Source organism: Pseudonocardia ailaonensis (genome assembly GCF_039531635.1).
In the GTDB taxonomy this organism is placed as follows: domain Bacteria; phylum Actinomycetota; class Actinomycetes; order Mycobacteriales; family Pseudonocardiaceae; genus Pseudonocardia; species Pseudonocardia ailaonensis.
In genome coordinates this window covers 1050572-1071574 of sequence record NZ_BAAAQK010000005.1, presented here as the reverse complement: position 1 = coordinate 1071574, position 21003 = coordinate 1050572, and the positions used below count along the sequence as shown (strand labels likewise).

General features: G+C 74.5%; 14 protein-coding genes and 1 pseudogene. 5 read left to right on the top strand and 10 right to left on the bottom strand.

Translation table 11 applies throughout. The annotated features are described in order from the left end of the window. Positions 1-257, top strand: a 257-nt coding sequence (locus tag ABD324_RS13895; RefSeq protein WP_425565838.1) for an AMP-binding enzyme, incomplete at its 5' end; no start/stop codon positions are given. A gap of 42 nt (positions 258-299) precedes the next feature. On the opposite strand, the gene ABD324_RS13890 is transcribed toward ABD324_RS13895, so the two are convergent. The 7 genes from ABD324_RS13890 to ABD324_RS13860 all read right to left on the bottom strand — a co-directional run bounded on the left by ABD324_RS13890 (position 300) and on the right by ABD324_RS13860 (position 7697). Continuing rightward, entirely contained in the window at positions 300-1019 is a 720-nt protein-coding gene (locus tag ABD324_RS13890; protein WP_344416290.1) for an alpha/beta fold hydrolase, read from the bottom strand. Positions 1020-1080: 61 nt separating this feature from the next. Next, the gene (locus ABD324_RS13885) at positions 1081-3174 is read right to left on the bottom strand and encodes a phage holin family protein (protein WP_344416288.1); all 2094 of its coding nucleotides are present in this window, start codon (positions 3172-3174) and stop codon (positions 1081-1083) included. A 57-nt stretch (positions 3175-3231) separates the two neighbouring features. Beyond that, complete coding sequence (locus tag ABD324_RS13880; RefSeq protein ID WP_344416286.1) at positions 3232-4008, bottom strand: DedA family protein; 777 nt, start codon at positions 4006-4008, stop codon at positions 3232-3234. 227 nt (positions 4009-4235) lie between these two features. Further along, positions 4236-5012, bottom strand: coding sequence for an MBL fold metallo-hydrolase (locus tag ABD324_RS13875; RefSeq protein WP_344416284.1), 777 nt, complete (start codon positions 5010-5012; stop codon positions 4236-4238). Position 5013: 1 nt separating this feature from the next. Continuing rightward, positions 5014-6336, bottom strand: coding sequence for an ATP-dependent 6-phosphofructokinase (locus ABD324_RS13870; RefSeq protein WP_425565850.1), 1323 nt, complete (start codon positions 6334-6336; stop codon positions 5014-5016). Between the two features lie 76 nt (positions 6337-6412). Continuing rightward, positions 6413-6823, bottom strand: coding sequence for a TIGR03618 family F420-dependent PPOX class oxidoreductase (locus tag ABD324_RS13865; RefSeq protein ID WP_344416280.1), 411 nt, complete (start codon positions 6821-6823; stop codon positions 6413-6415). Between the two features lie 7 nt (positions 6824-6830). Continuing rightward, positions 6831-7697 (bottom strand): EamA family transporter, encoded by an 867-nt coding sequence (locus tag ABD324_RS13860; RefSeq protein WP_344416278.1) that lies wholly within the window; start codon positions 7695-7697, stop codon positions 6831-6833. 69 nt (positions 7698-7766) lie between these two features. Here ABD324_RS13860 and ABD324_RS13855 point away from each other — a divergent pair, with 69 nt between their 5' ends. Next, a complete protein-coding gene (locus tag ABD324_RS13855; protein WP_344416276.1) occupies positions 7767-8618 on the top strand; it encodes a LysR family transcriptional regulator in 852 nt (283 codons plus the stop codon). 41 nt (positions 8619-8659) lie between these two features. Here the strand turns inward: ABD324_RS13855 and ABD324_RS13850 are convergent, their stop codons facing one another. Further along, entirely contained in the window at positions 8660-11062 is a 2403-nt protein-coding gene (locus ABD324_RS13850) for a PEP/pyruvate-binding domain-containing protein (protein ID WP_344416274.1), read from the bottom strand. 291 nt (positions 11063-11353) lie between these two features. Here ABD324_RS13850 and ABD324_RS13845 point away from each other — a divergent pair, with 291 nt between their 5' ends. Further along, entirely contained in the window at positions 11354-12820 is a 1467-nt protein-coding gene (locus ABD324_RS13845; RefSeq protein ID WP_344416272.1) for an MFS transporter, read from the top strand. Between the two features lie 49 nt (positions 12821-12869). Beyond that, the gene (locus tag ABD324_RS13840; protein WP_344416270.1) at positions 12870-13343 is read left to right on the top strand and encodes a winged helix-turn-helix transcriptional regulator; all 474 of its coding nucleotides are present in this window, start codon (positions 12870-12872) and stop codon (positions 13341-13343) included. 21 nt (positions 13344-13364) lie between these two features. Here ABD324_RS13840 and ABD324_RS13835 read toward each other — a convergent pair. After that, a pseudogene (locus ABD324_RS13835) lies at positions 13365-13748 on the bottom strand (VOC family protein); the annotation flags it as partial. Between the two features lie 279 nt (positions 13749-14027). On the opposite strand from ABD324_RS13835, the gene ABD324_RS13830 reads away from it, so the two are divergent. Then, positions 14028-19562 (top strand): ATP-binding protein, encoded by a 5535-nt coding sequence (locus ABD324_RS13830; protein WP_425565837.1) that lies wholly within the window; start codon positions 14028-14030, stop codon positions 19560-19562. A 53-nt stretch (positions 19563-19615) separates the two neighbouring features. On the opposite strand, the gene ABD324_RS13825 is transcribed toward ABD324_RS13830, so the two are convergent. Continuing rightward, positions 19616-20872 (bottom strand): glycoside hydrolase family 3 N-terminal domain-containing protein, encoded by a 1257-nt coding sequence (locus ABD324_RS13825; RefSeq protein ID WP_344416266.1) that lies wholly within the window; start codon positions 20870-20872, stop codon positions 19616-19618. Positions 20873-21003: the final 131 nt, after the last annotated feature.

The following is a 21003-nucleotide window of genomic DNA, read 5'->3' as shown; positions in this document are numbered from 1 at the left end:
AGGAGACCCTCTACGAGCACCCGGCCGTCGCCGAGGCCGCCGTCGTGGGGATCAAGCACGCGGAGCTGGGCGAGGAGATCGGCGCCGCCGTGGCCCTCAAGCCCGGCGCGTCCGCGACCGAGGACGAGCTGCGCGAGTTCGTCCGGGAGCGGATCGCCGCCTACAAGTACCCCCGCCACGTCTGGCTCGTGGAGTCCCTCCCGAAGGGCCCCACCGGCAAGATCCTCCGCCGCGAGGTCCACCCGCCCGAGTCCTGAGCCCCCGTGAGCGGCGATGGTCGCCAGGGCGACCATCGCCACTCACGACCGGGTCAGCTCGGCGACCGTCGCCTCCGGGGCGGTGATCATCAGGTCGTGGCCCGTCGCGAGCTCGCGGACCTCCCAGCCCATGCGGTCGACGATCGGGAGGGACGCGGCGAGGGCACCGTAGACCGGGTCCGTGCAGTGGACGTAGGTCGTCGGGAGGCCGTTGCCCAGCGGGTTCCGCAGGACGAGCGGCTCGCGGTAGCTGCGCAGCGGCTGGCCGGTCACGCGGCGGTCCACCCAGGCGACGTCGTCCGCATCCGTGACGCCGAAGGCCCGAGCGGGCGGGGCCGGGAACGCCAGGCCGTGGCCGCTCTGATCGGCGAGCCGGCGCGCGTCGGCCTCCCGCCGGGCCACCGCCTCGGGCGGGATCAGGTCGAAGCCGCTCGTACCCGGCTCGACCACCAGGCCGTCGAGGATCACCAGGCGGCGGATCCGCTCGGGCACGCGATCGGCAGCACCGAGGACCGGCAGGGCGCCGAAGCTGTGCCCGACGAGCACGACGTCGGTGAGCTCCTCGCACTCCAGGACCGCCACGACGTCGGCGATCATGGTGGCGAGGCCGGTCTCCGGGGTGAGCAGGTGCGCGCGCTCCCCCAGCCCGGTCAGGGTCGGCGTGAACACCCGGTGCCCCGCGGCGCGCAGCGGCTCCGCGACCTTGCGCCAGCACCAGCCGCCGTGACAGGCGCCGTGGACCAGCACGAACGTCTCGCTCATGCCGCCACCCTGCCAGTTTCCGCAGCTCAGCGCCGGTGGCGCCCCGTAGGGACGGCACCGGTCACAGGGGGAGATAGGTGCGGAGGACCGTGTGGAGGTGCTCGGCGCCGACGATCTCGCCCGGGTCGGGGAAGTCCGTGGGGGTGAGCAGGAAGCCGCGGGACTGGGGGCCGCCGAGGCCGCCGTGGGAGCCGACGTGGGGCTCGAACGGGGATGCGTCGTCCGTCGTGGGCTCGTAACGACTGTTGATCATGATGTCGGGGCAGTGCGCGAAGGTGTCGACGCGGCGGACCAGGTCGGGGGCGTGGACGCCGTAGTCCGGGAGCGGGTCGTCGCCGATCACCGTGCCCGTCGCGAGCCGGTGCACGCCGTCGCGGCCGAGCACGACCGGGCCGAACTCCTTGCTGCGCACCAGGACGAAGCCCACCCCGGGATGGTCCACCAGCGACGGGAGGAGATCGGGGTACTCGCGCTCGATCGTCTCCAGCTCGACGCGGCCGGGGTGCTCGGTGAACGACACCATCGCCACGTGCCCCGAGGCGCAGACGACGACGCCGGGCGCGGCGCGGGCGACCTCGGTCGGCTTGCCGGACTCCTCGCGGTGCCGCAGGACCGAGGCCCCGGCCTTCTCCACGCGGGCGCGCAGCCGGGTGGCCACGAACCCGCCGCCGGACGACGCCTCGGCGAGCGCGGCCCCGACCTGCCAGCCCTCGGCGGTGCGGCGGGCGTCCTTCTTGGTGTGCCCCCGCCCTGTGTCCGGGCCGCCGCACAGCCTGCCGACGTACTGCTCGACCGACTCGCCGAAGCGCTCGGCGAAGGCCTGGCCCTGCGTCTGGCCGTGGTCGGACAGGCACACGATCCGGTACGGGCGCGGCGCGAGCTGCGCGACCCGGTGCAGCCGGCCGATCTGCTGGTCGATTGAGCGGAGGACGGCGAGGGCGTCGAAGCGCTCGATGCCCGAGTGGTGGGCGACCTCGTCGTAGCCGAGGAAGTCCGCGTAGGCGACCGCGCGGCCGGCGAGCATGTCCTCGATCAGCGCCGAGACCACGACGTCCCGGGCGATCACCGTGGTGCCCGAGCGCGCGAGCGGGTAGAGGCCGCCGCGGTGGGTGCGCGGGCGGACGTCGGCGCGGCGCTGGTTGGTCGCCTCGATCACCTCGCGCAGGGCGTCGACCAGGGCGCCCGCGACGGTGCGGATGAGGTTGACCGGATTGGCGAAGTAGGCCCAGTAGCCGCCGCCGATGTGGTCGCGGCGGCGGGCCGAGCGGCGGCCGCCGAGCACGGTGACGGCGCTCATCGTGAGGCTGTAGTGCGGGGCGTCGCCGGTGAAGAGGTTGCCGCGGCTCGCGCCGTCCGTGGCGAGCAGGCCGTTGCCGTCGGAGTGGCGGCGCTCGATCTCGGCCGCGTCGGCCGGGTGCGCGCACGCCATGACGTGGTCGCGGTCCTTCTCGTACCAGCGGAAACCGAGGATGTCGTCGTTGCTGCCGTGCAGGATGCCGCATACGCTGGCACCGGTCTGGCTGCTCCAGTCCGTGGTCCAGTGCTGCAGCTGGTGGGAGCCCTCGGCGAGCCAGCGGGCCAGGGTGGGCATCGTGCCGTCGCGGACCGCGCGGCGAACGGTGTCGAAGCCCAGACCGTCGATCTGCAGGAACAGGACACCCGGGGTGGCGGTCTCGGTGCCGCCGCCGCGGCGGCTGCGGCGGGCGGCGCGACGGTAGAAGATCTCGTCCTCGTCGAGGCCGGTGAGGGCGGCGACCACGGCGTTGACCACGGTCATGGCGACGACCAGCACGAACGCCGTGCGGATGTTCGTCAGCTCGACGCCGGGGATGACGTAGAAGACCGCCAGCACCGCGGCGGCGAGCAGCACAAAGCTGCCGAGACCGAGGGTGAACAGCGCGATCGGCAGGGCGACCCGCAGCACCAGGGGCCACACGAAGGCCGTGAGCAGGCCCAGCAGCAGGGCGCAGACGGTCGGCTGCCACCAGCCGTTCATCGCGAAGCCGGTGAGCCAGACGTCGAGCAGGCGCAGGGCGAGGGTGGTGAGGCCCCAGATCAGGACCACCCGCGCGACGACCCGCCCGCCGCGGAGCAGGGGGCCGCGCTCGACCGGTGCCGCGCGGTAGTCGCGGACGATCGGGGCGGGGCGGGACACGGGGAGCTCCATTCGTGCGGTGCTGGGTGGATCTTCCCGGACGGGAACCGGGGCCGGTCAGGGGGTCGGGCGGTGGGGGTCGGGAGACGCCTCCCGGGCCGTCGACGGCGGCGCGGGATCGGGTGCGCGTTCCGCTGCGGAGGTGGACGCGCGGCCGGGCGCGGCGGGGGTGCGGTCGGTCGCGGGCGGGGCCGGCGCGGCGGGGGCGCCCTCCGGTCCGTCGGTCGTGTGCTCCTGCGCATGCCGGGCCCTGCGGGTGCGCACCGCCCTGCCGATCAGGGCCGAGACCGCGCCGACGACGAGGACCAACGCCGCGGCCACGAGCGTCGCGATCAGGGGATTGTCGAACAGGCCGCCGGACAGGATCCCGAGCAGCGAGTAGGCGACCGCCCACAGCAGACACGCCACCAGGGCGCTCGGGAGCAGGCGTCGCCAGGGATAGCCGAGGGTCCCGGCCGCGACCAGCGCGGGGATCCGGCCGGCGGGGACGAGCCGGCCGATCACCACGAGCTGCCAGCCGTGCCGGGCGAACCGCTCGCGCGCCTTGGCCAGCTGCTCGGGGGTCTGGCCGCGGGAGACGAACCGGACCGCGGCCTCCCCGCCCACCCGCGCGACTGCGTAGGTGATCAGGTCACCGGCGTAGGCGGCGAGGGTCGACGCGAGGATCACGAGCGGGAGGGACAGGTGCGGGGTGGTCATCGCGACGGCCGCGGCGGCGCCGACCACGGCACCGGTCGGCACGACGGGGATCACCGACCCCAGCAGCACCCCGCCGACGAGCAGCGGGTAACCGATGGCCTGGGGGTCGGTCCAGTCCAGGGCCAGCACGCTCACGCCGCCATCATGCCCTGACCCGCCACGACCCGGACGAGCGAACGGCCCCTTCGCTCACTAGGTATGAGCGAGCGCGCCGTTCGCTCGCCCAGGTGGCGCTGCTCGCTCACCCAGGGGGCGCTGCTCGCTCACCCGGCCGGCGGGGGCTTCGGGTGAGCGAACGGGCTGTTCGCTCACTAGGTATGAGCGAGAGCGCCGTTCGCTCATCCGGTGGAGGGGCGCGGGGGCTACAGGGTGAAATCCTCGCCGGGGCGGGGGATCTCGATCGTCGTGGGGCTGCCGCTTGCTGCGGCGGCGAAGAGGTGCGGGGGGTCCTGGAGGAGGTGGCGCATCCTGGCGCCGTGGCCTGCCGGGGCCTTCGTGAGGCCCGCGACGGCGAGGGTGCCCCAGTGGACCGGGACCGCAAGGCGGGGGCGCAGGATCTCGACGGCCGCGGCGGCGCGTTCGGGATCGAGGTGGCCGGGGCCGAGCGAGGGGCCCCAGCCCCACACCGGCAGCAGCGCGAGGTCGAGGTCGCCGAGGGAGCCCATGCCGTCGAACAGGTCGGTGTCGCCGCTGGCGTAGATCCGCAGGCCGTCCGCCTCCAGGATGTGACCCAGGGCCGGGGCCTGCGGGCCGTGGGTGGAGCGCGGGCCCCAGCGGTGGCCGGAGTGCTCGGCGAACGTCGCGGTGACCGTGAGGCCGCCGTCGGTCAGGGACTCCCCGACGTCGATCTCCTCGACCCGGCGGATCCCCTTGCGCCGCACCCACTCCCCCGCGCCGCGCGGCACCACGACCCGGGTGTCCGGGCGCAGCAGCCGCAGCGACGGGAAGTGCAGGTGGTCGCCGTGCAGGTGCGAGATGAGGACGAGATCGGCGTCCGCCCAGTCCTCCGGCCGCAGCGGGGGCACGGCGCGGCGCAGCAGCGAGACCCGCGGCGTGAGCACCGGGTCGGTGAGCACCACCCGTCCGCCCAGTTCGAGCCGGACCGTGGAGTGGCCCAGGAATCGGCCGTGGAACCGCACGTCAGAAGCGTACGGGCTGGCCGGTCGACTCGAGGACGGCCTGCCACAGGTCACCGTTCGGGTCGACCTGGTTGCGCTTGCTCACCGCGAGCGGCATCGGGATGTGGACGAACCGGCGCCGCACCCGTCCGACCACCATGGCCGTGCGCCCCGACATGGCCGCGTGCACCGCGGCCTGCGAGAGCCGCACCGTGTAGACGGAGTCGTAGGGGTTCGCGGGCACGGAGCGGATCGCGTAGCTGGGGTCGATGTAGCGGACCGAGGTCTCGATGTCGCGCTCGGCGAAGTCGTCCTCGATCTTGGTGCGCAGGAAGCGGCCGATGTCGCCGAGCCGCCGGTTTCCCGACGCGTCCGTGCGCAGCTCGGCCTCCATGAGCTCCTGACCCGCGCCTTCCGCGACCACGACGACCGCGTGCCCGCGTTGTTCGACCCGCGCGCGCAGGTGGGCCAGCAGGCCGTCGAGGGCGAAGGGGACCTCGGGGATCAGCACCACGTCCGCGTCCGAGCGGGCCAGCGCGGCGTAGCAGGCGATGAAGCCGGAGTGCCGGCCCATGAGCTTGACCAGGCCGACGCCGTTCGCGGTCGACTTGGCCTCCACCGTCACGGCCCGGATGGACTCGGCGGCGCGGGAGAACGCCGTCTGGAAGCCGAAGCTCTGGTCGATGTAGGGGATGTCGTTGTCGATCGTCTTGGGGACGCCGACGACCGCGATCTTGAGGCCCCGTTCCGCGACCACCCGCTCGATGCCCATGGCGCCGCGCATCGACCCGTCACCGCCGATCACGAACAGCACGTTGAGGTGCATCCGCTCCAGGCAGTCCACGATCTCCTCGGGATCCTGGTGCCCGCGGCTCGTGCCGAGGACGGTGCCGCCCTCGGTGGCGATGTCGCGCACGTAGGCCGGGGTGAGCTCGACCTCGTCGTAGCCGTAGCGGGAGATGAACCCCTGGTAGCCGTTGCGGAAGCCGACGATCCGGCGCACGCCGTAGTGGTAGGTCAGGGTGCGCACGAGCCCGGCGATGACGTCGTTGAGGCCGGGGCAGAGCCCGCCGCAGGTGACGATGCCCACCCGGGTCTTCGACGGGTCGAAGTAGATCTTGCGACGGGGCCCGCAGGGCTCCAGCCCCGGCAGGTCCTCCAGGGCGACCCCGCGGGCACGGATGCCGGCGACCGTGTCGTCGAGCAGCACGCGGTCGTTCTCGTCGACGTAGTGCTCGGTGGTGGCGCGGGCGTCGAGCAGGTGCCCCATCGGGGAGTCGATCCTGCTGGTCCCGAGCGTGCGGATGGCCAGGTCGGCCTGCGTGACCGCACCGGGACGCGGCAGGTTGACCACGTTGTCGTAGTCGGCGGCCTGCGGCTCGCTCACGGCTCTCCTCGCTGGGTCCGGCTTCGGGATCGGTTCAGACCATACCGAGAACGCGGTCGACGCGGATCTCGATCACGACGCGCTCCGGGTTCTCCCGGGGGACCTGGTAGCGCTGCGTGTAGCGCTCCTCGGCGTCGCGCACGGAGCCCGGATCGTCGCGGACCACGGCGGAGCCCTCCAGCGACGACCAGTACCGGCCCTCGACCTGGGAGACGACGGCGCGACCGGTCGCGGCGGCGTTGCGGGCCTTCTGCGACCCGCCGCGGCAGATCACCCGCGCGACGCCCTCCTCGACGTCGACCGTCACCCCGACGGGCACGACGTGCGGGGTCCCGTCCGTGCGCAACGTCACCAGGGTGCCGAGGCGGCGGTCGGTCCAGAAGGCGCGGAACTCGTCCGAGACGACGTCGGGGCCGAGGTGGGTGCGGCGGGGGCGACGGTTCACCCGCAGATCATGCCCCGCGGGCGCCCTGCAGGACCGCACCGGCGTTGGCGATCACCACGAGCGCGATCGCGGCCGCCGCCACCGGGGTGACGGGCTGCCCGAGCACGACAGCCCCGGCGAGCGCCGCGACGGCCGGGGACAGGCTCATGACGACGGCGAACGTGCTCGCCGGGATCCGCCGCAGGGCGAGCAGCTCCAGCGAGTACGGGACCAGCGAGGACAGCAGCGCCACCGCCGCGCCCAGGCCCAGCGAGACCGGATCGAGGAGGGTGGCGCCGGCCGTCGCGATCCCGAGGGGGAGCGCCGCCAGGGCCGAGATCCCCATGGCCAGCGCGAGGCCGTCGAGGCCGTCGAAGGCGGCGCCGGTGCGGTGCGCGAGCACGATGTAGCAGGCCCAGAACCCGCCCGCGAGCAGCGCGAACGCCGCGCCGGCGGGGGTCAGGCCGGTGAAGCCGTCGCGACCGAGGAGCGCGACACCGCAGACCGCGAGGCCCGCCCAGACCAGCCCGAGGCGGGTCCGGCCGGTGATCACCGAGAGGGTCAGCGGGCCGAGGACCTCGAGGGTCACCGCGGAACCGAGCGGGATGCGGTCGATGGCCTCGTAGAAGCAGACGTTCATGGCGGCGAGGGCGAGACCGAAGCCGAGGACGGTGATCCGGTCGGCCCGGGTGCGGCCCCGGAGCCGGGGCCGGAACACGGCCAGCAGCAGGATCGCGGCGATCGCGAGCCGGAGCGTGACCGCACCGCCCGGGCCGATCCGGCCGAACAGCAGCGCGGCGACCGCGGCCCCGAACTGGACGGAGAACTGCCCGGTGACGACGAGCCCGAGGGCGCCCCGCTGTCGGGCCGGGGCCGGGTGCAGGGCGGTGCTCACCCGCTCGACGCTAGGTCGGTGCCCGTCGCTGCGGAAATGCCGATCCAGCGGCCGTTATGCTCTGTGGGCATGACCGATCTGCGGCACGTCCGGGCGTTCCTCGCGATCGCCGAGGCGGGCACGGTCACCGCTGCGGCCGCCCGCCTGCGGATCGGTCAGCCCGCGCTCTCGCGGACGCTGCGCCGGCTCGAGGAGCACCTCGGGGTGCGGCTGGTCGACCGCTCCACCCACCACCTGGAGCTGACACCGGCGGGGCGGGCCTACCGGGAGCGGGCCGTGCGGGTCGTGGCCGAGGTCGACGGGCTGCTCGATCCCGGCGCCCTGTGGACCACCGCTCCCCTGCGGCTCGGACACGCCTGGTCCGCGCTCGGCACGCACACCCCGGAGCTGCTGCGCCGCTGGCGCGCGGCGCACCCGGACACCCCGCTGGAGCTGACACAGGTCGACGGGCCGGGTGCGGGCCTGCCCGCCGGGGTGGTCGACGCCGCGGTGATCCGGGGCCGGGTGCGGGTGCCGGGGGTGACCACCGTGGCGCTGGCGCCCGAGGCGCGGCTGGCGGCGGTCCCGGCGGGGAGCGCGCTCGCGGCGCGGTCCTCGCTGACCCTCGCCGACCTCGTCGGGGAGACGGTCGCGATCAACGCCCACACGGGCACCACCACCCCGGACCTCTGGCCGGCCGGTGGGCGCCCGGCGATGACCTGGGTGGGCTCGACGGCGGACTGGCTGGTCCTGATCGCGGCCGGCGGGGCGGTGGGGGTGACGGCCTCGGCGACCGCCTCGGTCCACGCCTTCCCGGGGGTCGCCTACGTGCCGCTGGACGGGGTCGCGCCGCTGCCGGTGTGGCTGGCGTTCGGGGAACCGCCCTCACATCCCGCTGTTCCGGCGCTGGTCGAGCTGGTGCGGGAGATCGCCGGAGCCTGATCCTCGTGAGTGGCAATAGCTGCCGAAGCGACTATCGCCACTCACAGGGTCTTGATGACGGTGCCGGCGCCGCCGTCGACCCGGACGCGGTCGCCGGTGCGGAGGCGGGTCGTGGCGTCGCCGCAGCCCACGACGGCGGGGATGCCGAGCTCCCGGGCGACGATCGCGGCGTGGGACAGCGGGGCACCGACGTCCGTGACCACGGCCGCGACCTGGGGGAACAGGGGCGTCCAGCCCACGTTGGTCACGGTCGTCACCAGGATCTCGCCGCGCTGCAGGGAGGCTCCCTCGGCCACGGAGGCGAGGACGCGGACCGTGCCCTCGACGACGCCCGCGGCGCCGGGGAAGCCGGTGATCGCGCCCTCCGGAGGGGGTGCCGCGGGGGCTCCCTCCACGAACAGGTCGGCGCGGCGGGCCGGGTCCGCGGCCCAGGCAAAGGGGGCGAACGCGCCGCGGATGACGGCGGGATAGGGCGGGAGGGCGTCGTAGGCCGCGAAGGTGCGGCGGCGGGAGGCGACCAGGTCCGCCGACGGCGGCGCACCGCCCAGCGCGGTCAGGAGCTCCTCGAGATCCAGGTACACCACGTCGTCGCCCAGGCCGGTCACCGAACCGGCCCGCAGCGCCCAGGTGCGCAGGACGCCGAAGACCCGGACCACCTCGGAGCGGGTGCGTTCGCGGTTCGTGGCGGCGACCGCCCAGCGGTCCAGGGCCGTGCGGACCCGGCGGACCTTCCCGGGGTGCTCCCGGGCGAGCCGCGCCCAGGCGGCGCGGCGGTCGGCGAGCCGGCGGTCGAGCAGCTCGGCGGCGCCGGTGCCGGTGGCGCGCATCCGGGCCAGCTCGGCGTCGACCCAGCCGGGGATCTCGGCGGGCCGCGGCTGCGCGATCTCGAACTCGCGCGGGGAGCGGTGCCCCCATCGGCGCAGGTAGTCGGCGGCGTCGAGCTCGCCGCGCTCCACGCGGGCCAGCCCGACGACCGGGCCCAGGCTCTCCAGGTCGGTGCCGGCGGTGAGGGCGGCGGCGTCGGCGCCGAGCAGCTTCTCGGCCAGCCGGTGGCCCCCGAGGAGTGCCCGCGGATCGCTGCGCGCCCCGGACTGCAGCATGTCGCTCGCCCGGTCCAGCAGGGGACCGAGCTCGGAGGACCAGCATCGTCGCAGGTCCGCGGCGTCCATGCGGCCGATCCGCTCCTGCAGCTCCGCGCAGTTCGCCGCGTTCCCGGAGAGATAGGCCGCCATCCGCGGCGTGTCGCGGCGGACCGTGCGCACCAGGTTCCGGACGGTCGGCAGGAGAGCCCGCCAGGCGGCCCGCCGGTCGATCTCGGCGCGGGGCACCGTGACGCCCGTCGGCAGCCGCCCGAAGGCCGTGCCCATGAGCTTCACCGCGGGGCCCTGGGGCAGGCCGACCAGGCCCGCGATCGCCGTCGCCATGGAGAGGTCCATGTAGGCGCGGCCGCCGATCCGGCCATAGGCCTCGAAGCCGGGCATGGCCGAGGTCGCCATCGCGTGCCGCGTGAAGATCTGCAGGAACGACCAGGTCAGCGGGGTGATCGTGCCCGGGACGGCCTCGCCGAGGTTCCCGTTGGTCCAGAGGTGGTCGCGGCCCCGCGAGTCGTTCCACGGGTCGTCCCGGACGGTGGTGACGGGCCGGGCCTGCAGCAGCGCGAACCGGCCGCCGGCGAGCGCCCACTCGATGTCGGTCGGGCCCCCGTACAGGGCGGCCACGCGACGGCCGAGGGCCACCAGCTCCGCGACCTGCGCGTCGTCGAGCACCGGGGCGCGGCGCTTGTCCTCGGGAACCGGCACCTCGCGGGTCCCGCCGGCCGCGCGGACCGTCATGACCTGCTTGTCCGCGGTCCGCCGCTCGCGCACCGCGCCCGTCACCGGATCGGCGACGATCGAGTCCGGCGTGACCAGCCCGCCGACGACGGCCTCGCCGAGCCCCCAGGCGGCGTCGACGAGCACCCGGTCCTCGCCGGTCACCGGGTCCGCGGTGAACAGCACCCCCGCCGCGTCGGCGTCGACCAGCTCCTGGACGACCACGCCCATCTCCGCGTGGGTGATCCCGGCGCGTTCGCGGTAGGCCACCGCCCGCTCGTTGTCCAGCGACGCCCAGCAGCGCCGGACCGCGTCGAGGACCGCGTCGGCGTCGCGCACGTCGAGCACGGTGTCCTGTTGGCCGGCGAACGAGAGCCCCGGCAGGTCCTCCGCGGTGGCCGACGACCGCACCGCGACGGCGGGCGAACCCAGCTCGGCGTAGGCGGCGCGGATCTCGTCGGCGAGGGCGGCCGGGAAGGGATCGGCTCCGAGGCGGTAGGCCGCCGTCGTCACGTGGAAACCGGGGGGTACCGGGAGACCGGCCCGGGCGGCGCGCGCGAGCGACGCTCCCTTGCCACCCACGGTGGCGAGATCGGCACCCGGATCGGCCAGCGGCAGGACGAGGCTCGGCACCGCCGGACCGTACTCCCGGACGGAGACGGAGCGTGCGGAGTCGACCATCGGACCCCCGACTGAGCGTGCGGAGCCGACCATCGGACCCCCGACGGAGCGTGCGGAGCCGACCATCGGACCCCGGACTGAGCCTGCCGGGTCGACCACCGGAACCGGGACGGAGCCTGCGTGATCGACCGGCAGGAACCGGTGCGGAGTGAGATGGTTGGCAATCACAAACATTTTCTTGCCCGGTCGGGTGACGGCATGGTCACCTGGGATGAGCCCCTTCCCGGACGGAGAGCATCCCGCGTGAGCGCGCCCGCCATCGAGTCGTCCACCCCCACCCGATCGGCCGGCGCGCGTCCCACCGTCGCGATCGGGGTCCTGGCGAGCTGCGGCATCGTCGTGTCGCTCATCCAGACGATGGCGGTCCCGCTGCTGCCGCGGTTCCCGAAGATCCTGTCCGTCGCGCCGTCGACGGCGGCCTGGCTGATCACGGCCACGCTGGTGGCGGGGGCGGTGTCCGCGCCGGTGCTCGGGCGGCTCGGGGACATGTACGGCAAGCGGCGGATGCTGCTGGTCTCGCTCGCGCTGATCGTGGTCGGGTCGGTCCTCGGGGCCCTCGCGCCGAACTTCGCGCTCCTGCTGGTCGCGCGGATGTTGCAGGGCGTCTCGTTCGGGGTGGTCGCGCTCGGGATGAGCCTGATGCGGGACGTGCTGCCGCCGGAGAAGGTGGGCGGCGGCGTCGGGCTGATGAGCGCCTCGCTGGGCATCGGTGGCGCGATCGGGCTGCCGCTGACCGGGCTCGTCGCGGACGTGTTCGACTGGCGCTGGCTCTTCGCCGGGGTCGCGGTCGTGGGGGCCGTGCTGATCGTCCTGCTGCGCAGGCTGGTGCCGGAGTCGGCGTCGCGCCCCGGTGGGCGGTTCGACATGGTCGGTGCGATCGGGGTCACCGTGGTGCTGGTGTGCCTGCTGCTGGCGATCTCCAAGGGCACGGACTGGGGCTGGGGCAGCCCGACCGTGCTGGGGCTGTTCGCGGCCGCCGCCGTGGTCGCGCTGCTGTGGGGCCGCCACCAGCTGCGGCTGCGCCAGGAGGGCCGCGCGCCCATGGTCGATCTCCGGCTCGCGGCACGGCCGCCGGTCCTGATGACGAACCTGGCGACGGTGTGCATCGGTTTCTCGATGTTCGCGACGTTCCTGCTCAGCGTGCAGATCCTGCAGGCGCCCGTGGAGAGCGGGTACGGGTCGGGGATGTCGCTGCTGGCGGCGGGGGTCGTGCTGCTGCCCATCGGCGCGGCCATGCTGGTGTTCTCGTCGGCGTCGGCGCTGATCTCGCGCGTCCGCGGGCCGCGGACCACGCTCGTGCTCGGCACCCTCGTGCTCGCCGGCGGCAACATCGGCTGCGGGTTCGCGGGCGGGTCCGTCGCGATGCTCGTGACCATGGCGGCCGTGGCGTCCATCGGCGCCACGCTGGCCTACTCGGCGCTGCCGCTGCTGATCATGCGGGCGGTGCCCGAGACCGAGACGGCCGCGGCGAACAGCCTGAACACGCTCATGCGCCAGCTCGGCACGTCGACGCTCAGCGCGGTCGTGGCCGCGGTGAGCAGCGCGCTCGTCCTCGACCTGGGCGGCGACCGGATCCCCTCCGCCGCCGCGTTCACCGTGGTGTTCGTCGCGGCCGGGATCGCCGGTCTGGTCGGCGGCCTGATCGGGGTCCTGACCCCGTCGCCGGAGGATCTCCCGGAGCTGCGCGCCGCCGCGGCGGCCGCGGCCTGACGAGCGGGGTTGCTGGCGACAACTCAGCAACGCGGCTACCCTGGCCCGCATGGAATGGACCGAGTGGGACAGCCGGACGTGCTCCGTGGCCCGCACCGCGGCGCTGATCGGCGACGCGTGGACCGTCCTGATCCTGCGTGACCTGCTCAACGGGGTCCGCCGGTTCGACGAGCTGGCCACCCATCTCGGTATCGCCCGCAACGTGCTGACCCGCCGGCTCGCCGCGCTGGTCGACGCGGGGCTGATCGAGAAGGTGCCCTACCGCGAACCCGGCCGCCGCGAGCGCCACGAGTACCGGCTCACCCCCGCGGGGGTGGACCTGCGGATCGTGCTGAACGCGCTGCGGGACTGGGGCGACCAGCACCTCGCGGACGAGGACGGGCAGCCGATGCGCGTGGAGCACGCGGACTGCGGCGCCGAGGTGCACGTCGTGATGCGCTGCGAGGCCGGTCACGACATCGACCGGCACACCCGGCTACGGAGCGTCCCCGGCCCGGGTGCCCGGCTGCTGCCGACCGCCTGAGAAGCCCCCCGGGTCGTCCGCGGGGCGGCGCAGGTCCGCGCGGATCGGGTGGTCCACGGGCACCTCGACGACGCCGATCCGCACGCCGTCCGGGTCCCGGACCCACATCTCGTCGAGGCCCCAGGGCTCGCGGCGCGGCTCGCGCTCGACCGTCGCGCCGCGCGCGAGGAGATGAGCGTGCGCGGCGGCGATGTCGCGCACCTGCATCCAGAGCGCGACGCCGGGGCGGCCGGCCTCCGGGTCGGGTCCGTGCGCGGAGACCTCGAGGTAGCCGCCGCCGAGGAAGAACACGGTGCCGCCGGGGAACTCCCGGTACACCGCGAGGCCCAGCACGTCGCGGTAGAACGCCGTCGTCGCGTCCGGGTCGGACGGGCGGAGCAGCACCCGGCCGGCGAGGATCTCCATGCGCCGAGCCTAGCCCGGCGATATCGCCCGGACCGGAACCGGACTCCCCACGGCCGGGACCGTGTGACGTCGGAGGTCACGTTCCGCGCACGCCGCGGGCCGGATACGGTCGATGCACCGCCCGTCACCACCCGTGCACCGGTTGCGCACGCTCCGGATCCGCCCACGTGCCCGCACCCGGACCAGGAGGCCGCCGCATGACGCCGTCCCACAATCGCCCGATGGTCACATCCCCCTCGGCGGTTCGCGCGGAGGGTGGGGCATAGCAGGATGGCACCCGTGAGCTTCCACCGGATCGCGATCGTCAACCGGGGCGAGCCCGCCATGCGGCTCATCCACGCCGTGCGGGAACGCAACGCCGAGGGCGGGTCCGCGCCGCTGCGGACCATCGCCCTGCACACCGCCGTCGACCGCCACGCGATGTACGTGCGCGAGGCGGACGAGGCCGTGCTGATCGGCCCGGACGATCCCGACTACATGGGCCCCTCCCCCTACCTGGACCACGCGGAGCTCGAGCGGGCGCTGACCGTCGCCCGCGCCGACGCCGTGTGGCCCGGCTGGGGCTTCGTCTCGGAGAAGGCCGAGTTCGCCGAGCTGTGCCGGCGCCTGGACATCACGTTCATCGGCCCGTCGCCCGAGGTCATGCGCGACCTCGGGGACAAGATCGCGGCCAAGAGGCTCGCCGAGCGCGTCGGGGTGCCGCTGGCCGCCTGGTCCGGCGGCCCGGTCGCGGACGTCGCCGAGGCCGTCGCCAAGTCCGAGGCCACCGGCTTCCCGCTGATGGTCAAGGCCACGGCGGGCGGCGGCGGGCGCGGCATCCGGTACGTCGCCACCCCCGCCGACCTGCCCGAGGCCTTCGAGCGCGCGTCGTCGGAGGCGGCCCGGACCGCGGGTGACGCGACCGTGTTCCTGGAGCGCGCGATCCGCGGCGGCCGACATGTCGAGGTCCAGGTCGTGGCGGACGCGACCGGCGACGTCTGGACGCTCGGTGTGCGCGACTGCTCGGTGCAGCGCCGCAACCAGAAGGTCATCGAGGAGTCCTCGTCCACCGCGCTCGACGCGGAGCAGGAGGCGCTGCTGCGCTCGTCGGCGGCCGAGCTGGCCCGCGCCGCCGGGTACGTCAACGCCGGCACCGTCGAGTTCCTGTACGAGCCCAAGGAGCGGCTGCTGTCGTTCCTCGAGGTCAACACCCGCCTGCAGGTGGAGCACCCGGTCACCGAGGCGTGCACCGGCGTGGACATCGTCAAGCTGCAGCTGCACATCGCCGCCGGCGGCACGCTGGCCGAGATCGCCCCCGAGCCGCCCGCCGCGCGCGGCCACGCCATCGAGGCCCGGCTCACCGCCGAGGACCCGGAGCGCGAGTTCGCGCCCGCGCCCGGCCACATCGAGCACCTCGCGCTGCCCTCCGGCCCGGGCATCCGGGTGGACACCGGCGTCGCGACCGGGGACGTCATCCCGCCGCAGTTCGACTCCATGATCGCCAAGGTGATCGCCTGGGGCCGGGACCGCGACGAGGCCCGCGGACGGCTGCTGCGCGCACTGCGCCAGACCGCCGCGGTGATCGACGGCGGCACCACGAACAAGGCCTTCCTACTCGACCTGCTGCAGCGCCCCGAGCTGATCTCCGGGGACACCGACACCACCTGGCTCGACGGGCTGATGGCGCAGGGCTACACCCCGCCGCGCCGGCTCGACGTCGCGCTGCTGGCCACCGCCGTCGAGGCGCACGACGGGCACGTCGCCCGCCAGCGCGCCCGCCTGTTCGCCGCCGCCGAGCGCGGCCGGCCGGAGGTGTCGGCGGAGACCTGGCACCAGACGGACGTCCGCGCGGTCGGCGAGAGCTACCGGCTGCGCGTGGCCCGGACCAGGGCGAACCGGTACCGCGTGGTGCTGGAGGTGCCCGGTGGTACCCCGCAGGCCGTGGACGTGGACGTCGAGCGGTCGGGCCGCTTCGAGCGCCGGCTCACCGTCGGCGGCACCACCTACGCCGTGCTCTCCGCGCCGCAGGACTCGGACTACCTCGTCGAGGTCGACGGCGCGGTGCACCGGATCTCCGGCGGCGAGGCCGGCATGGTCCGCGCCCCGGCCCCGGCCATGGTCGTCTCGGTCCCGGTGACCGCCGGCCAGCAGGTCGCCGAGGGCGCGGTCGTCGCCATCGTGGAGTCCATGAAGCTGGAGACGGCGCTGCGCGCACCGTTCGCCGGCACCGTGGCCGAGGTGCTGGTCGCGTCGAACACGCAGGTCGAGGGCGGCACGAAGCTCGTCCGGCTGGAACCGGCGGGCGACGACGCGGGTGAGAGCACCGGCGGGCACCGGGTGGACCTCTCCGCGCTCACCACCGCCGCCCCGGCGCAGGACCCCGGCGCGGACGTCCTCACGGCCCTGCGCTGGCAGGTCCTCGGTTTCGACGCCGACGAGGCCGAGTCCGCGCCGCTGCTCGCCCGCCTCGACGAGGCCCGCGCCCGGCACGAGGGCGCGGACCCGGCGGACCTGGCCGGCGAGATCGCCGTGCTGCGGATCTTCACCGACCTCTCCGCCCTGTCGCGCAACCGCCGCGAGAGCAACTCCGCGGAGCGCAACCCGCAGGAGTTCCTCCACGCCTACCTGCGCTCCCGGGACGCCGAGGCCGAGGGTCTGCCGGAGTCCTTCCGGGCGAAGCTGCGCCGCGCGCTGGCCCACTACGGTGTCGCGGACATCGACGCGGACCCGAACCTGGACACCGCGCTCTACTGGATGTTCCTGGCCCACCGCCGCGCCACCGCGCACGAGCGCGTGGTGCTCGCCCTGCTCGGGCGCCGCCTCGCGGACCCGGGCTCGCTGGCCGAGCTCCCCGGCGCGCTGCGCGAGGAGTACCTGCGCACCCTCGACGAGCTGGTCCCGGCCACGCAGCTGCGGCATCCCGTCGTCGGCGAGCTGGCCCGCCAGGTCCGCTACCGGTGCTTCGACGCCCCGGCCGTCGAGGCCGAGCGGGAGCGCGTGCGCCGCGAGGTCCGCGGGCAGCTCGACGCCCTGCCCGGCGCGGGCGACCGCGCCGCCCGCATCGACGAGCTCGTCGCCTCCTCGGAGCCGATCCTCGGGGTGTTCGGCGCGCAGCACAACGCGGCGCTGCTGGAGGTCATGACCCGGCGCTACTACCGGGTGCGCACGCTCGAGGACCTGCAGGTCAGGGAGACCATCGGGCTGCCGGTGCTCACGGCCTCGTACTCGCACGCGGGCCGGGACCGGACCGTCGTCGCCACGGTGATCGACAACAACGACCCGCGCCGGGCGCTGGCGGCGGCGAACCAGGTCCGCCGGCTCGTCGACGAGCTGCCCGAGGGGCGGACCGCCCTGGTCGACCTCTACGTCACCTCCACCCACACGGACGACGGCGGCGACCCGGACGCCCGCGCCGAGCGCGTCCGCGCCGCCATCGGCTCCGTGCCGCCGCGCGTCGACCGGATCGCGGTCGCCGTGCGGCCCAACCGGGCCGCGGACCCGGACGTGCTGGCCGATCCCGGCCCCGTCTGGTTCACGTTCCGCCCGGAGCCGGACGGCACGCTCGTCGAGGACCGGACGCTGCGCGGGCTGCACCCGCTGGTCGGCGAGCGGCTCGGGCTCTGGCGGCTCGGGGACTTCGACCTGCGCCGGCTGCCGTCGGAGACGGACGTCCACCTGTTCCACGTCACCGGCAAGCACGTCACCGAGGACCAGCGGCTCATCGCCCTGGCGGACGTCCGGCGGCTCACCGTGCTGCGCGACGAGCAGACCGGCCGGATCCGCTCGGTGCCGGAGCTGGAGCGGGCGATCGACGCCTGCCTGGACAGCCTGCGCCGGGCGCGGCGGGCCGATCCCGCGCTGGCCAGGCTCGGCTGGAACCGGATCCTGCTGCACGTCTGGCCGGTCGCGGACATCCCCGTCGAGGAGCTCGACGCCGTCGTCCGGCCCCTGGCCGCGCGCACCGGGTCGCTGGGCCTGGAGCAGGTGCAGGTGCAGTTCCGCACGGACGACGGGGCCGAGCAGCGGGAGTTCCTCCTGCGGCTGTCGCGCCCGCCGGGTGCCGGGCTCACCGTCAAGCTCGACGAGCCGCCCACGGCGCCCATGCGCGAGCTCGACGCCTACGCCCAGAACGTCATCAAGGCGCAGCGGCGCGGGGCGGTGTACCCGTACGAGATCGTGCCGCTGCTGGGCGAGTTCACCGAGTACGACCTGGTGGCGGAGACGGAGCTTGCGGAGTCGACCATCGGCACGGGCTCCGTCGAGCCGGCCCGGCCGGTGGACCGGCCGCGCGGGCAGAACACCGCCAACATCGTGCTGGGCACCGTCACCACGAGGACGGCGAAGCAGCCCGAGGGCATGACCCGCGTGGTCCTGCTCGGCGACCCGACCCGCGGGCTCGGCGCACTGGCCGAGGCGGAGTGTGCGCGGGTGTGCGCCGCGGTGCGGCTCGCCCGCGAGCTGGACGTGCCGATCGAGTGGTTCGCCGTGTCGTCCGGAGCCAAGATCGCCATGGACTCGGGCACCGAGAACATGGACTGGATCTCCCGGGCGCTGCGCGAGATCGTCACGTTCACGCAGGACGGGGGCGAGATCAACGTCGTCGTCACCGGCATCAACGTGGGCGCCCAGCCGTACTGGAACGCCGAGGCGACCATGCTCATGCACACCAAGGGCGTGCTGATCATGACGCCGGACAGTGCCATGGTGCTGACCGGCAAGCAGAGCCTCGACTACTCGGGCGGCGTCTCGGCCGAGGACAACTTCGGCATCGGCGGCTACGACCGGATCATGGGTCCGAACGGGCAGGCGCAGTACTGGGCGCCGGACCTGCGCGGGGCCGTCGACGTGCTGTTCCGGCACTACGAGCACACCTACCGCGTGGCGGGCGAGCGCTTCCCGCGGCCGGCGCCGACGACGGACCCGGTGCAGCGCGACATCACCGTCGCGCCGCACGTGGGCGGGGACTTCACGACGCTCGGCGAGATCTTCTCCCCGGAGACGAACCCGGGCCGCAAGAAGCCGTTCGACATCCGCTCGCTCATGCGCGGTGTCGCGGACGCCGACCACGAGCCCCTCGAGCGCTGGGTCGACATGCACGACGCGGACTCCGTCGTCGTGTTCGACGCCCACCTCGGCGGCCAGCCGATCTCCTTGATCGGCATCGAGTCCAAGCCGCTCGCGCGCCGCGGCATGATCCCGGTCGACGGGCCGGAGCAGTTCACCGCGGGCACGCTGTTCCCCAAGTCGTCGAAGAAGACGGCGCGGGCGATCAACGCGGCCTCCGGGAACCGGCCGCTGGTGGTGCTGGCGAACCTGTCGGGCTTCGACGGCTCCCCGGAGTCGCTGCGCAGCCTGCAGCTGGAGTACGGCGCCGAGATCGGCCGGGCCATCGTCAACTTCGACGGCCCGATCGTGTTCTGCGTGGTCAGCCGCTACCACGGCGGGGCGTTCGTGGTGTTCTCCGCGACGCTCAACGACCACATGGAGGTCGCCGCCGTCGAGGGCTCGTACGCCTCGGTGCTCGGTGGCGCCCCCGCCGCCGCGGTGGTGTTCGCCGGCGAGGTCCGGCGGCGCACCAACGCGGACTCCCGGGTCACGGCACTGGAGGCCCGGATCGCGGAGGGGGGCCCGGACGTGGCCCCGCTGCGGGCCGAGCTCCCGAAGCTCCGCGCGGACGTCCGCTCCGAGGTCCTGGGCGCGGTCGCCGAGGAGTTCGACTCCACGCACTCCATCCAGCGCGCCCAGGCCGTCGGGTCCGTGCACCGGATCGTCGATCCGCACCAGCTCCGCCCCTACCTCGCCGACGCCGTGCAGCGGGGGATGGCGAAGTTCTAGAGCCCCTGTGAGTGGCGATGGTCGCTCTGGCGACTATCGCCACTCACGAGGTCCTACCTGCGGCAGAGGGCCTTGGCGGCCAGGATCCGCCCGACGGCCTGGTCGTTGGCGGCCGCGTCGAGCTTTCCGCTGGTCAGGGCTTGCTGGAGGGTGTCGAGGATCGGGCCGACGGGCTCGACGTTGGAGGAGAGCGCGATGTCCGCCCCGGCCTGCAGGGCGGTCAGGCCGGCCTGCGGGAGCGCGAGGGTGGCGCTGATCGCCTTCATCGCGCCCAGGTCGTCCGTCATCACCACGCCGTCGAAGCCGTACTCGCCGCGCAGCAGCTGGTAGGTGGCCGGGGTGAGCGAGCTGGGCAGGGTCGTGGTGAGGCCGGGGACGTCGAGGTGCCCGACCATCACGCCGACGCGATCGTGGTCGAGCGTCGCGAGCAGGTCCGTGTAGGGCTTGAGGTCGGCGGCCTTCAGCTGCGCCAGCGGCGGCACCGAGACGCGGCCGAGGTGCGAGTCGCCGCTCGAGTGCCCGTGCCCCGGGAAGTGCTTGAGCACGCCGTACACACCGGCATCCCGCAGCCCCTGCTCGAACGCGCCCGCATAGGTGGTGACGACCGCGGGGTCGTTCGAGTAGGAACGGTCGCCGATGACGTCGTTCGTCGGCTGGTCCGACACGTCGACGTCCGGGGCGAGGTCCCAGGTCACCCCGCGCGCGAGCAGCTGCTTCCCGCGCTGCTCGGCGAGCCGGCGCACCTGCTCGGGCGTCTTCTTCGCCTGCTGGCGGGCGCTCGGCATGCTGCCGTCGAGCTGGTCGATGCGCTGGACCCGGCCGCCCTCCTCGTCCACCGCGACGGCGACGGGCAGGTTCCCGGCCTTCTGCACGGCGTCGAGGGCGTCGTTCTGGAGAATCGCGGTGGGGTTGCCGCCGACGAAGATCCCGCCGACGTGCGAGTCCCTGACGATCGTCGCGGCGCCGGCCGGGTCCGCCGGGTTCACGCCGACCATCAGCCGCTGCGCGAGCCGGTCCCGAGGAGTGAGGGTCTGGACCATCGCGGCGCAGGTGGGCCGCGGGTCGGCCGGCGTGGTCTCGGTGGGCGCGGCCGGTTCCGGGGCGGGGGCCTGGGGGCCGGGGGCCTGGGGGGCGGCGGAGAGCGCGACCCCGGACCCCGCCCCCGCGAGCACGGACACCCCCGCGACCAGGGCCCCGACCACGAGCCCGGCGCTCAGGACCGACACCGCGCGGCGCCGCCGGCGCGGCGCCCGCGGACGCCCGGGGGTCTCGGGCGGGGTGTCTCCGGGAGGGAAGCTCTCGATCCGCATCGCCACCCAGTGTCCCCGCCCGCCCACCGAGCGCCGCCACCCCCTCCGAGGAGCCCCCGAAATTCCCGCGAGTCGGCACTTCTCGGAGGCCGAATGTGACGGCCACGACGTCGTCAGCGTGCGACTCAGGC